Origin of the sequence: Providencia sp. JUb39 (assembly GCF_012272845.1) — a bacterium.
Lineage (GTDB): Bacteria > Pseudomonadota > Gammaproteobacteria > Enterobacterales > Enterobacteriaceae > Providencia > Providencia lanzhouensis.
On sequence record NZ_JAAWXD020000001.1, the window covers coordinates 528,686 to 543,117 of the forward strand.

10 protein-coding genes are annotated in these 14,432 nt (G+C 45.4%); 9 read left to right on the top strand and 1 reads right to left on the bottom strand.

The features are described 5' to 3' along the window. Positions 1-54: 54 nt before the first annotated feature. From tuf to rpoC, 9 genes are all read left to right on the top strand, one after another. Positions 55-1,239 carry an elongation factor Tu gene (tuf, locus tag HFU86_RS02365; protein ID WP_187128653.1) on the top strand — a complete coding sequence of 395 codons (1,185 nt, stop codon included), beginning with the start codon at positions 55-57 and terminating at the stop codon, positions 1,237-1,239. A gap of 388 nt (positions 1,240-1,627) precedes the next feature. Next, positions 1,628-2,014, top strand: a complete 387-nt coding sequence (secE, locus tag HFU86_RS02370; RefSeq protein ID WP_006657042.1) for a preprotein translocase subunit SecE — start codon at positions 1,628-1,630, stop codon at positions 2,012-2,014. Beyond that, positions 2,015-2,560, top strand: a complete 546-nt coding sequence (gene nusG / locus HFU86_RS02375; protein WP_006657043.1) for a transcription termination/antitermination protein NusG — start codon at positions 2,015-2,017, stop codon at positions 2,558-2,560. It abuts the gene before it with no gap. Between the two features lie 167 nt (positions 2,561-2,727). After that, a complete protein-coding gene (gene rplK, locus HFU86_RS02380; protein ID WP_006657044.1) occupies positions 2,728-3,156 on the top strand; it encodes a 50S ribosomal protein L11 in 429 nt (142 codons plus the stop codon). 4 nt (positions 3,157-3,160) lie between these two features. Then, positions 3,161-3,862, top strand: coding sequence for a 50S ribosomal protein L1 (gene rplA, locus HFU86_RS02385; RefSeq protein ID WP_132497207.1), 702 nt, complete (start codon positions 3,161-3,163; stop codon positions 3,860-3,862). Between the two features lie 335 nt (positions 3,863-4,197). Then, positions 4,198-4,695 (top strand): 50S ribosomal protein L10, encoded by a 498-nt coding sequence (gene rplJ / locus HFU86_RS02390; RefSeq protein WP_006657046.1) that lies wholly within the window; start codon positions 4,198-4,200, stop codon positions 4,693-4,695. A 60-nt stretch (positions 4,696-4,755) separates the two neighbouring features. After that, positions 4,756-5,121 carry a 50S ribosomal protein L7/L12 gene (gene rplL, locus HFU86_RS02395; protein WP_006657047.1) on the top strand — a complete coding sequence of 122 codons (366 nt, stop codon included), beginning with the start codon at positions 4,756-4,758 and terminating at the stop codon, positions 5,119-5,121. Positions 5,122-5,478: 357 nt separating this feature from the next. Then, a complete protein-coding gene (gene rpoB / locus HFU86_RS02400; RefSeq protein WP_036953635.1) occupies positions 5,479-9,507 on the top strand; it encodes a DNA-directed RNA polymerase subunit beta in 4,029 nt (1,342 codons plus the stop codon). A 109-nt stretch (positions 9,508-9,616) separates the two neighbouring features. Further along, a complete protein-coding gene (gene rpoC, locus HFU86_RS02405; RefSeq protein WP_036953634.1) occupies positions 9,617-13,840 on the top strand; it encodes a DNA-directed RNA polymerase subunit beta' in 4,224 nt (1,407 codons plus the stop codon). Between the two features lie 74 nt (positions 13,841-13,914). Here rpoC and HFU86_RS02410 read toward each other — a convergent pair whose 3' ends face one another. Next, the gene (locus HFU86_RS02410) at positions 13,915-14,424 is read right to left on the bottom strand and encodes a pyridoxamine 5'-phosphate oxidase family protein (protein ID WP_187128654.1); all 510 of its coding nucleotides are present in this window, start codon (positions 14,422-14,424) and stop codon (positions 13,915-13,917) included. Positions 14,425-14,432: the final 8 nt, after the last annotated feature.

Genomic DNA, 14,432 nt, shown 5'->3' on the forward strand with positions numbered 1-14,432 from the left:
TTAATTTAAGTTCCTTCTTTATCGTGAAGAGGGAACTCCATAAGGAATAGAGTCGTGTCTAAAGAAAAATTTGAACGTTCAAAACCGCACGTTAACGTTGGTACAATCGGCCACGTTGACCATGGTAAAACTACCCTGACAGCAGCAATCACTACTGTTCTGGCTAAAACTTACGGCGGTAACGCTCGTGCATTCGACCAAATCGATAACGCACCAGAAGAAAAAGCGCGTGGTATCACCATTTCTACTTCTCACGTAGAATACGATACTCCAACTCGCCACTACGCACACGTAGACTGCCCAGGTCACGCCGACTATGTTAAAAACATGATCACTGGTGCTGCGCAGATGGACGGTGCAATTCTGGTTGTTGCTGCGACTGATGGCCCAATGCCACAAACTCGTGAGCACATCCTGTTAGGTCGCCAAGTAGGTGTTCCTTACATCATCGTTTTCCTGAACAAATGTGACATGGTAGACGACGAAGAACTGTTAGAATTAGTTGAAATGGAAGTTCGTGAACTTCTGTCTCAATACGATTTCCCAGGCGATGACACTCCAGTTGTTCGCGGTTCAGCACTGAAAGCGCTGGAAGGCAACCCAGAGTGGGAAGCGAAAATTGTTGAATTAGCAGGCTACCTGGATTCTTACATCCCAGAACCAGAGCGTGCAATTGACAAGCCATTCCTGCTGCCAATCGAAGACGTATTCTCAATCTCTGGTCGTGGTACAGTAGTAACAGGCCGTGTTGAGCGTGGTATCATCAAAGTTGGTGAAGAAGTTGAAATCGTTGGTATTCAAGCAACGGCTAAAACTACTTGTACTGGCGTTGAAATGTTCCGTAAACTGCTGGACGAAGGTCGTGCGGGTGAGAACGTTGGTGTTCTGCTGCGTGGTACTAAGCGTGAAGAAATTCAACGTGGTCAAGTACTGGCTAAACCAGGTTCAATCAAGCCACACACCCAATTCGAATCAGAAGTTTATATTCTGAGCAAAGATGAAGGTGGTCGTCATACTCCATTCTTCAAAGGCTACCGTCCACAGTTCTACTTCCGTACAACTGACGTAACCGGTACTATCGAACTGCCAGAAGGCGTAGAGATGGTAATGCCAGGCGATAACATCAACATGATCGTGACTCTGATTCACCCAATCGCGATGGATGATGGTTTACGTTTCGCAATCCGTGAAGGTGGTCGTACTGTAGGTGCGGGTGTTGTTGCAAAAATCATTGCATAATACCGCTCTTTCTGAATAAGAAAGAACCACTTTAGTAAAAAGGGCATCGACTGATGCCCTTTTTATACTCAAGTTTTTAAAATGTTAGCGTTTAAACCTAAGAACCTATCTCATCAATCGTTTTCATAATTATTGGTGAGATAGGCTCTGAAACAACGATTTACTAACTGTATTGAGAGCCCGATGCAGTTATATGAGATTTATTAAGGTTTTGCTCAGAAGTTATGGTATATTTTACCGCTGCCACGAAAAGAAATTTATTTTCGAAATAGGGTGGTCATTAAATTTACTGGGTATGCTGGCATATTCTATTGGTGTGCTCTGATTGCCATACTGCAAAGGTAAGGCAAGCGAGCTTTATACATACTTCATGGTAACAGGTTGAATTATGAGTGCGAATAGCGAAGCTCAAGGAAGTGGACGCAGTGCAGACATCTTCAAATGGGTAGTTGTCTGTGCCTTATTATTAGTTGCTATCGTAGGCAACTATTACTTCCGTCAATATAATCTCGCACTGCGTGCTTTTGCAGTTGTGGCTGTAGTAGCTATTGCTGGTGCTGTTGCTTTGTGGACCACAAAAGGTAAAGCAACTCTGGCGTTTGCGCGCGAAGCTCGCATCGAGGTGAAGAAAGTCATTTGGCCTACTCGCCAGGAAGCATTACAAACGACTTTGATTGTTGCTGCTGTAACGGCTGTAATGTCACTGATCCTGTGGGGATTAGATGGTATCCTAGTGCGTTTAGTTTCATTTATTACAAGCCTGAGGTTATTCTAAATGTCAGATTTACCTAAAAAACGCTGGTATGTCATTCAGGCATTCTCTGGTTTTGAAGGTCGCGTAGCACAGTCTCTGCGTGAACATATCAAATTACATAATATGGAAGAGTTGTTTGGCGATGTTATGGTCCCAACTGAAGAAGTTGTTGAGATCCGTAGTGGCCAGCGCCGTAAAAGTGAGCGCAAATTCTTCCCTGGTTACGTATTAGTTCAAATGGTCATGAATGATGACTCTTGGCACTTAGTACGCAGTGTTCCGCGTGTAATGGGCTTTATCGGTGGGACTTCAGATCGTCCAGCACCAATTAGTGATAAAGAAGTTGATGCGATTATGAATCGCTTACAACAAGTTGGTGATAAGCCACGTCCTAAAACGCTATTTGAACCAGGTGAAATGGTTCGTGTTAGCGAAGGTCCATTCGCTGACTTCAACGGTGTTGTTGAAGAAATCGACTATGAAAAGAGCCGCTTAAAAGTCTCTGTTTCTATTTTTGGTCGTGCAACTCCAGTTGAGTTAGACTTCGGACAGGTAGAAAAAGCCTAACTAATCCGAATAGCAGACTTGCAAAAGGCGCGAAATTTTCATACAATTTCGCGCCTTTTGTTTTTTATGCTTGGCATTATACGGTGCAAACGGTATTTTGCGGGGCGTTAATGTAACGGGGAGCCTTAATCCATTAAGGCGTTATTACCCAATTTGAGGAAATATTCATGGCTAAGAAAGTACAAGCCTACGTTAAGCTGCAAGTAGCAGCTGGTATGGCAAACCCAAGTCCACCGGTTGGTCCAGCACTGGGTCAGCAAGGTGTGAACATCATGGAATTCTGTAAAGCGTTCAACGCAAAAACAGACAGCCTGGAAAAAGGTTTACCAATTCCTGTTGTTATTACTGTTTATGCAGACCGTTCATTCACTTTCGTAACTAAAACTCCACCAGCAGCAGTTCTGCTGAAAAAAGCGGCTGGCGTTAAGTCTGGTTCTGGTAAGCCGAACAAAGACAAAGTTGGTAAAGTGACTTCTGCACAGGTTCGCGAAATCGCAGAAACTAAAGCTGCGGATATGACTGGTGCTGACGTTGACGCGATGATGCGTTCAATCGCTGGTACTGCTCGTTCCATGGGCCTGGTAGTGGAGGACTAATAGAATGGCTAAACTGACTAAGCGCATGCGCAATATCCGTGAGAAAGTTGATGTAACTAAACAGTATGACATCAATGAAGCCGTTGCTCTGCTGAAAGAATTAGCGACTGCTAAATTCGTTGAAAGCGTTGACGTAGCTATCAATCTTGGTATCGATGCTCGTAAATCTGACCAGAACGTTCGTGGTGCAACTGTACTGCCAAACGGTACTGGCCGTTCAGTTCGCGTTGCTGTGTTCGCACAAGGCGCAAACGCTGAAGCTGCTAAAGCTGCTGGCGCTGAACTGGTTGGTATGGAAGATCTGGCTGATAAAATCAAAGCTGGTGAAATGAACTTTGACGTTGTTATTGCTTCTCCAGATGCAATGCGCGTTGTTGGCCAATTAGGTCAAGTTCTGGGCCCACGTGGTCTAATGCCAAACCCGAAAGTTGGTACTGTAACTCCTAACGTTGCTGAAGCAGTTAATAACGCTAAAGCTGGTCAGGTTCGTTACCGTAACGACAAAAACGGAATCATCCATACCACTATCGGTAAAGCTGATTTCGACGCTGACAAACTGAAAGAAAACTTAGAAGCACTGCTGATCGCGCTGAAAAAAGCAAAACCAGCTTCTGCTAAAGGTGTTTTCATCAAGAAAATCAGCCTGTCCACTACCATGGGCGCAGGTGTTGCTATCGACCAATCTGGTCTGTCAGCAGCAGTTTAATTCCGTTAGCATTTGCTAATCGGCAATTAGGCTTTACCTTTGCGTCAAATTTGTATAAAATTTGACGCCTCGAGTTTGTTGGGTATAGAAATATACTCAACAAACCACAAATTTCGGTATGGAGTCTGGCCTTTCCAGACCCCGTCCAAGACCGCAGGTGTAGTTTATTAGTTACTAGTAGCTACTTAATTTACCTGCGTAGACGGTGACAGAGATACCTAGAATTTAATTCTGGATTTCTATTCTGCTCACCGTGTTTTAGCGCTCTTACATAATGTTGTGTTTGAGTGATGTGAGTCCCGGGTTTTCCCGGTTAATCCAGGAGCAAGAAGCTAATGGCACTAAATCTTCAAGACAAACAAGCGATTGTTGCTGAAGTCAGCGAAGTAGCCAAAGGCGCGCTTTCTGCAGTTGTTGCTGATTCACGCGGCGTAACTGTAGCAAAAATGACTGAACTGCGTAAAGCAGGTCGCGAAGCTGGCGTTTATATCCGTGTTGTTCGTAACACACTGATTCGCCGTGCTGTTGAAGGTACAGCTTATGATGTACTGAAAGACGCGTTTGTTGGTCCAACCTTAATTGCTTTCTCTAACGAACATCCGGGCGCTGGCGCTCGTCTGTTCAAAGAGTTCGCGAAAGCGAATCCAGCATTTGAGATTAAAGCTGCGGCCTTTGAAGGTGAGTTAATCCAAGCGAAAGATATCGATCGTCTGGCAACTCTCCCAACTTACGATGAAGCAATCGCACGCCTGATGGCAACCATGAAAGAAGCCGCTGCCGGCAAATTGGTTCGTACTCTGGCTGCTCTGCGCGATCAGAAAGAAGCTGCATAAGCCCTTTCCTTCGTTGCTTTTTAACGTATAAACTATTTCTGAATTTTAGGAACACTTGTTATGTCTATCACTAAAGACCAAATCCTTGATGCAGTTGCAGAAATGTCTGTAATGGACGTTGTTGAACTGATTACTATGATGGAAGAAAAATTCGGCGTTTCTGCTGCTGCAGCTGTTGCTGTTGCTGCGGGTCCAGCTGAAGCTGCTGAAGAAAAAACTGAATTCGACGTTGTTCTGGCATCTGTTGGTGCAAACAAAGTTGCAGTTATCAAAGCAGTTCGTGGCGCAACCGGTCTTGGCCTGAAAGAAGCTAAAGACATGGTAGAATCAGCTCCAGCAGTTATCAAAGAAGCTGCAAGCAAAGACGAAGCTGAAACTCTGAAAAAATCTCTTGAAGAAGCAGGCGCTTCTGTTGAACTTAAATAAGTTCAATTTCAAGAACGCAGCTTAAGTAATTAGGCTGATGGCTGGTGATTTTTTAATCACCAGCCTTTTTGCGCTGTAAAGCGTGATGGGTGTTAACAGCTTTTCACGCAGTTTTAATGTTAACAAACAACCCTCCAATACTTCTTTCTATTTGACGACTTAATATACTGTGTTCTGCGCTACGACCCGCTCGGGTAGCTCGGTAGCAACTGCAACGCAATGAAATGATTTAAGAGTAATAGAAATGGGTATTCAGGAAAGTATTCATTTTCCATTTCTTCAAAAAACGCGTTCCTGTTCTGCCCTTAATCTAAAGGCGAACGATTTGGGTCACTGATCAACGAGCTGAGGAAACCTATGGTTTACTCCTATACCGAGAAAAAACGTATTCGTAAGGATTTTGGTAAACGTCCACAAGTTTTGGATATACCTTATCTCCTTTCCATCCAACTTGACTCGTTCCAGAAGTTTATCGAGCAAGATCCTGATGGCCAGAATGGTCTGGAAGCTGCTTTCCGTTCCGTATTCCCAATTCAGAGCTACAGCGGTAATGCTGAGCTGCAATATGTCAGCTATCGTTTAGGTGAGCCTGTTTTTGACGTTAAAGAATGTCAAATTCGCGGCGTGACCTATTCTGCACCACTGCGTGTAAAACTGCGCCTGATCGTGTATGAGCGAGAAGCTCCTGAAGGCACCGTTAAAGACATCAAAGAACAAGAAGTCTACATGGGTGAAATTCCACTCATGACTGAAAACGGAACTTTTGTTATCAACGGTACTGAGCGTGTTATCGTTTCTCAGTTACACCGTAGTCCTGGTGTATTCTTCGATAGCGATAAAGGTAAAACTCACTCTTCAGGTAAAGTGCTGTATAACGCACGTATTATTCCTTACCGTGGTTCATGGCTTGATTTCGAATTCGATCCGAAAGATAACCTGTTTGTACGTATTGACCGTCGCCGTAAATTACCTGCGACCATTATTCTGCGTGCAATGGATTACAACACCGAAGAAATCTTAAATCTGTTCTTCGACAAAACTGTATTCCAAATCCGCGATAACAAACTGATGATGACGCTGGTTCCTGAGCGTCTGCGTGGTGAAACTGCTTCTTTCGATATCGAAGCAAACGGCAAAGTGTATGTTGAAAAAGGCCGTCGTATCACTGCTCGTCATATTCGTCAGTTAGAAAAAGAAGAAGTTAGCAACATCGAAGTTCCTGTTGAATACATCGCAGGTAAAGTTGTTGCAAGAGATTACATCGATGAGAGCACCGGTGAGCTGATTTGTGCAGCAAACATGGAACTGTCATTAGATATGTTGGCACGTCTGAGCCAGTCTGGTCACAAAACAATCGAAACATTGTTCACCAACGACTTAGACCACGGTGCTTATATCTCTGAAACCGTTCGCGTCGACCCAACGAACGATCGCTTAAGTGCACTGGTAGAAATCTACCGTATGATGCGCCCTGGTGAGCCGCCAACACGCGAAGCTGCAGAAAACCTGTTCGATAACTTGTTCTTCTCTGAAGACCGTTACGACTTGTCTGCTGTAGGTCGTATGAAGTTCAACCGTTCACTGAACCGCGATGAAATCGAAGGTTCTGGTATCCTGAGTGAAGAAGACATCATTGATGTTATGCGTAAACTCATCGATATCCGTAACGGTAAAGGCGAAGTCGATGATATTGACCACTTAGGTAACCGTCGTATTCGTTCCGTTGGCGAAATGGCTGAGAACCAATTCCGTGTAGGTTTGGTTCGTGTTGAGCGTGCAGTGAAAGAGCGTCTTTCTCTGGGCGACCTCGATGCATTAATGCCACAGGATATGATCAACGCTAAGCCAATTTCAGCAGCAGTTAAAGAGTTCTTTGGTTCCAGCCAGCTGTCTCAATTTATGGACCAGAACAACCCACTGTCTGAAATTACGCACAAACGTCGTATCTCTGCATTAGGCCCAGGTGGTCTGACTCGTGAACGCGCAGGCTTCGAAGTACGTGACGTACACCCAACTCACTATGGTCGTGTTTGTCCAATCGAAACCCCTGAAGGTCCGAACATCGGTCTGATCAACTCATTATCTGTTTATGCACAGACCAATGAGTACGGTTTCTTAGAAACTCCATACCGTTTAGTCCGTGATGGCATCGTAACTGATGAAATCCATTACCTGTCTGCAATCGAAGAAGGTAACTTCATCATTGCTCAGGCTAACACCGTATTAAGCGACGATGGCCGTTTCATCGAAGAATTAGTTACTTGCCGTAACAAAGGCGAGTCAAGCTTATTCAGCCGTGAACAAGTTGAATATATGGACGTTTCGACTCAACAGGTTGTTTCTGTTGGTGCGTCACTGATCCCATTCCTTGAACACGATGATGCTAACCGTGCATTGATGGGTGCGAACATGCAACGTCAAGCGGTTCCTACTTTACGTGCTGACAAACCATTAGTTGGTACAGGTATGGAACGTGCAGTAGCGGTTGACTCCGGTGTTACTGCTGTTGCAAGACGTGGTGGTTCAGTTCAATACGTTGATGCTTCTCGTATCGTTATCAAAGTTAACGAAGATGAGATGTATCCGGGCGAAGCTGGAATCGATATTTATAACCTGACTAAATACACTCGTTCTAACCAGAACACCTGTATTAACCAGATGCCTTGCGTATCTTTAGGTGAACCAGTTGAACGTGGTGATGTGTTAGCTGATGGCCCTTCAACAGACCTCGGTGAATTAGCACTGGGTCAAAACATGCGCGTGGCATTCATGCCATGGAATGGTTATAACTTCGAAGACTCCATCTTAGTTTCTGAGCGTGTTGTTCAAGAAGACCGTTTCACAACTATTCACATTCAGGAACTCTCTTGTGTGTCTCGTGACACCAAATTAGGGCCTGAAGAGATCACTGCGGATATTCCAAACGTTGGTGAAGCAGCACTGTCTAAACTTGATGAATCCGGTATCGTTTATATCGGTGCAGAAGTGAAAGGCGGAGACATTCTGGTTGGTAAAGTAACCCCTAAAGGTGAAACCCAATTAACACCAGAAGAAAAACTGCTGCGTGCTATCTTCGGTGAAAAAGCTTCAGACGTTAAAGACTCTTCTTTACGTATTCCTAACGGCGTATCTGGTACGGTTATTGACGTACAAGTATTTACCCGTGATGGCGTAGAGAAAGACAAACGTGCTCTGGAAATCGAAGAAACTCAGTTACGTGATGCGAAGAAAGACTTAACAGAAGAGCTGCGTATTTTTGAATCCGCACTGTTCTCTCGTATCCGTTCCGTACTGATCAGCGGTGGTATTGAAGCTGATAAACTGGACAAACTGCCTCGTGACCGTTGGTTAGAATTAGCATTAGCTGATGAAGAGAAACAGAACCAGTTAGAGCAATTAGCTGAACAGTATGATGAACTGAAATCTGAGTTCGCTAAGAAACTGGAAGCAAAACGTCGCAAGATCACTCAAGGTGATGACCTTGCACCGGGCGTACTGAAAATTGTTAAGGTTTATCTGGCAGTTAAACGTCAGATTCAACCGGGTGATAAAATGGCGGGTCGCCATGGTAACAAAGGTGTTATCTCAAAAATCAACCCAGTTGAAGACATGCCTTACGATGAAAACGGTAACCCAGTTGACATCGTTCTGAACCCGCTGGGCGTACCATCACGTATGAACATCGGTCAGATTCTGGAAACTCACTTAGGTATGGCTGCTAAAGGTATTGGTGAAAAAATCAATGCTATGCTTAAACAGCAGCAAGAAGTTGCCAAACTGCGTGAATTCATCCAGAAAGCTTACGATTTAGGTGATGATCCGCGTCAGAAAGTTGACTTAAATACTTTCTCTGATGAAGAAGTTATGCGTTTGGCAGAGAACCTGAGAAAAGGTATGCCAATTGCAACACCAGTGTTTGATGGTGCAAAAGAGAAAGAAATTAAAGAACTGCTGAAACTGGGCGGTCTGCCAACTTCAGGTCAGATTACATTGTTCGACGGTCGTACTGGCGAGAAATTTGAGCGTCAAGTCACCGTAGGTTACATGTACATGCTGAAACTGAACCACTTGGTTGACGATAAGATGCACGCCCGTTCAACTGGTTCTTACAGCTTGGTTACTCAGCAACCGCTGGGTGGTAAAGCGCAGTTCGGTGGTCAGCGTTTCGGGGAGATGGAAGTGTGGGCACTGGAAGCATACGGTGCAGCCTATACTCTTCAAGAAATGCTTACAGTTAAATCGGATGACGTTAACGGCCGTACGAAGATGTATAAAAACATCGTCGATGGCAGCCATCAGATGGAACCTGGTATGCCGGAATCTTTCAACGTATTGCTGAAAGAAATCCGCTCACTGGGTATCAACATCGAGCTGGAAGACGAGTAATTCGTTCTGTGCCGGAAGGTTCGCCTTCCGGCCCATGTAAGCACTGGGATTTGGGGAGAGTGGCCTCGAGCACTCACCTGACAGGTCTAACTCCGACAGGAGCCATTTTGTGAAAGACTTAATTAAGTTTCTGAAAGCGCAAACCAAGACCGAAGAGTTTGATGCGATCAAGATTGCTCTGGCATCACCTGACATGATCCGTTCATGGTCATTCGGTGAAGTTAAAAAGCCAGAAACCATTAACTACCGTACGTTCAAACCTGAGCGTGACGGTCTTTTCTGTGCGCGTATTTTCGGGCCAGTAAAAGACTACGAATGCCTGTGCGGTAAGTACAAGCGTTTAAAACACCGTGGTGTGATTTGTGAGAAGTGTGGCGTTGAAGTTACACAAACTAAAGTGCGTCGTGAGCGTATGGGTCATATTGAACTCGCGTCTCCAACTGCACATATTTGGTTCTTAAAATCACTGCCATCTCGTATCGGTTTGCTGCTCGATATGCCACTGCGCGATATCGAACGCGTTCTGTATTTTGAATCTTATGTTGTTGTTGAAGGCGGGATGACTAGCCTTGAGCGCGCACAGATTCTGACAGAAGAGCAATACTTAGATGCGTTGGAAGAGTTCGGTGACGAATTTGACGCGAAAATGGGTGCGGAAGCAATCCAAGGTCTGCTGAAAAACCTCGATCTTGAGAACGAGTGTGAAACGCTGCGTGAAGAGTTAAACGAAACTAACTCAGAAACCAAGCGTAAAAAGCTGACTAAGCGTATCAAACTGTTAGAAGCGTTTATTCAATCTGGTAACAAACCAGAGTGGATGATCCTGAACGTTCTGCCAGTTCTGCCACCTGATCTGCGTCCATTAGTACCACTGGATGGTGGTCGTTTCGCTACATCGGATCTGAACGATCTGTATCGTCGCGTAATCAACCGTAACAACCGTCTGAAACGTCTTCTGGATCTGGCTGCGCCAGATATCATCGTACGTAACGAAAAACGTATGCTGCAAGAAGCGGTTGATGCACTGTTAGATAACGGTCGTCGTGGTCGCGCAATCACTGGTTCTAACAAACGTCCTCTGAAATCTTTGGCAGATATGATCAAAGGTAAACAAGGTCGTTTCCGTCAGAACTTACTTGGTAAGCGTGTTGACTACTCAGGTCGTTCTGTAATCACCGTAGGTCCATACCTGCGTCTGCATCAGTGCGGTCTGCCTAAGAAAATGGCTCTTGAGTTATTCAAACCATTTATCTACGGCAAATTAGAATTACGTGGTCTGGCAACAACCATTAAAGCTGCGAAGAAAATGGTTGAGCGCGAAGAAGCGGTTGTTTGGGATATCTTGGATGAAGTTATCCGCGAACACCCAGTTATGCTGAACCGTGCACCAACACTTCACCGTCTGGGTATCCAAGCGTTCGAACCTATTCTGATCGAAGGTAAAGCTATCCAATTGCACCCACTCGTTTGTGCGGCATATAACGCCGACTTCGATGGTGACCAAATGGCGGTACACGTTCCTCTGACTCTGGAAGCTCAGTTAGAAGCGCGTGCGTTGATGATGTCAACCAACAACATCCTGTCTCCGGCAAGTGGTGAGCCTATCATCGTTCCTTCTCAGGACGTTGTATTAGGTATCTACTACATGACGCGCGACTGCGTAAACGCGAAAGGCGAGGGCATGGTTTTAGCCGGTCCTAAAGAAGCTGAGCGTGTTTACCGTTCTGGTCATGCTTCACTGCATGCTCGCGTTAAAGTTCGTATCACTGAAGAAGTGAAAGACAGCGAAGGTAACATTACGATTAACACTGGTTTAGTTGATACCACTGTTGGTCGTGCAATTTTATGGATGATCGTACCGAAAGGTCTGCCTTACTCGCTGGTTAACCAAGCGTTAGGTAAGAAAGCTATCTCCAAAATGCTGAACACCTGTTACCGCGTACTGGGTCTGAAACCAACAGTTATTTTTGCTGACCAAATTATGTATACCGGTTTTGCCTATGCGGCACGTTCTGGTGCATCAGTTGGTATCGACGATATGGTTATTCCAGAGAAAAAAGCTGGGATCATCGCCGAAGCAGAAGCAGAAGTTGCAGAAATTCAGGAACAGTTCCAGTCTGGTCTGGTTACAGCAGGCGAACGTTACAACAAAGTTATCGATATCTGGGCAGCGGCAAACGAACGTGTTGCTAAAGCGATGATGGAAAACTTGTCTACTGAAGCAGTCATTAACCGTGACGGCGAAGAAGAACAACAAGTTTCTTTCAACAGTATCTTTATGATGGCCGACTCCGGTGCTCGTGGTTCTGCAGCGCAGATTCGTCAGCTGGCCGGTATGCGTGGTCTGATGGCTAAGCCAGATGGCTCAATCATCGAAACGCCAATCACGGCGAACTTCCGTGAAGGTCTGAACGTTCTCCAGTACTTTATTTCTACCCACGGTGCTCGTAAAGGTCTTGCGGATACCGCATTGAAAACTGCGAACTCCGGTTATCTGACTCGTCGTTTAGTTGACGTTGCTCAGGACTTGGTTGTCACTGAAGATGACTGTGGTACTCACGAAGGTATCCTGATGACTCCAGTTATCGAGGGTGGCGACGTTAAAGAACCACTGCGTGAACGTGTACTTGGACGTGTAACTGCAGAAGATATCCTGATCCCAGGTACTGCAGATATTCTGGTTCCACGTAATACACTGTTACACGAAAAACTGTGTGACCTGTTAGAAGCTAACTCTGTTGACAGCGTGAAAGTACGTTCCGTAGTAAGTTGTGAAACTGACTTCGGTGTGTGTGCTCACTGTTATGGTCGTGACCTTGCTCGTGGTCATATCATCAACAAAGGTGAAGCTATCGGTGTTATCGCGGCACAGTCAATCGGTGAGCCGGGTACACAGCTGACGATGCGTACGTTCCACATCGGTGGTGCGGCATCTCGTGCGGCAGCAGAATCTAGCATCCAAGTTCGTAACACAGGTACGTTGAAACTGTTCAACGCGAAATATGTTACTAACTCAGAAGGCAAGCTGGTAATTACCTCTCGTAATACAGAACTGCGTCTGATCGACGAATTCGGTCGTACTAAAGAGAGCTATAAAGTTCCTTACGGTGCGCACTTAACGAAGGGTGATGGTGCAGCAGTGATCGGCGGTGAAACCGTTGCAAACTGGGATCCACACACCATGCCAGTTGTCAGTGAAGTATCGGGTATCATCAGCTTCTCCGACATGCTTGAAGGTCTGTCAATGACTCGTCAAACTGATGAGTTAACTGGTTTATCTTCAATCGTTGTTATGGATACCGCTGAGCGTACCAGTGCTGGTAAAGACTTACGTCCTGCACTGCGTGTAGTCGATGCGAACGGTAAAGATGTTCTGATCCCTAACACAGACATGCCTGCTCAGTATTTCTTACCGGGTAACGCAATTGTTCAGTTAGATGATGGCATTGCAATCAACGTCGGTGATACTTTAGCGCGTATTCCACAAGAATCCGTAGGTACTAAAGATATCACGGGTGGTCTGCCACGCGTTGCTGACCTGTTCGAAGCTCGTCGTCCGAAAGAGCCTGCGATTCTGGCTGAAATCAGCGGCATTATCTCGTTTGGTAAAGAAACCAAAGGGAAACGCCGTCTGGTTATCACTCCATTAGATGGAAGTGAGCCATACGAAGAGATGATCCCTAAATGGCGTCAGCTTAACGTATTCGAAGGTGAAATCGTTGAACGCGGTGACGTAGTTTCTGATGGTCCAGAGTCTCCACATGATATCCTGCGTCTGCGTGGTGTTCATGCTGTGACTCGTTACATCACGAACGAAGTTCAGGAAGTTTACCGCTTACAAGGCGTTAAGATTAACGATAAACACATCGAAGTTATCGTTCGTCAGATGCTGCGTAAAGTCACCATCGCGGATGCAGGAAGCTCTGAATTCCTCGAAGGTGAGCAAGTTGAGTACTCACGAGTTAAAGTTTCTAACCGTAAACTGGAAACTGAAGGTAAGATTCCAGCTAACTTTGAACGTGATCTGTTGGGTATTACTAAGGCATCTCTGGCAACAGAATCCTTCATCTCAGCGGCATCGTTCCAAGAAACAACTCGCGTACTGACAGAAGCAGCGGTAGCAGGTAAGCGTGATGAACTGCGCGGTCTGAAAGAGAACGTTATTGTTGGACGTCTGATCCCAGCAGGTACTGGTTTCGCGTACCACCAGGATCGTATCCGTCGTCGTCATCTGAGCGAAGCTGTGGAAGCTCCACAAGTTAGCGCAGATGAAGCAACAGCGAACTTAGCTGAACTGTTAAATGCAGGCTTCACCAGCGACAATCAGAACTAATTTCTGATTTACAAAATCGCTTAATAGAAACCGGTGTCGAAAGATGCCGGTTTTTTTTACCTACCCATTGCCAGCTATTCATCATTAAGGTAGCTCAGCGGCACAGGAATGCGGCGACTTTCTTGATTAGCCAGCCAATGTTCCATATCAAACAACCACCACTGATCAATAATAAGTTCATAAAAGCGTGAATGGCCGCCTTTTTGAAGTTGCTCAAGGGCAATAGAAGGCAACGTATTTTGAGCTTCATCGAAAAGTGAATGTTGATGAAATTCCCTATAAGCTTCTGCAGACTCATCAACCGATAATTCCCGTGCTGTTCCTATGAACTGAGCGCCGTCAAAACCGGCAGAACCAAACTCAGGTAAATGATAATTAAACAGCGTTCCACTTACTTGGGCGTGATGGCGAATATTTTGGGAATGCTGGCTTTGATGTGCGGAATACCAAAGAAATCGTAGAGGATTGAACAGAATTTTCGGCTCGACGGTGGTTGCCCACGGAACATTTTCGGGGCTGAGTGTAGCAAAAGTAACAAAACGGGTGGTGTGCAAAAGAGTTAAACTGCGCTGCTTTAAACTCATGGGGTCTC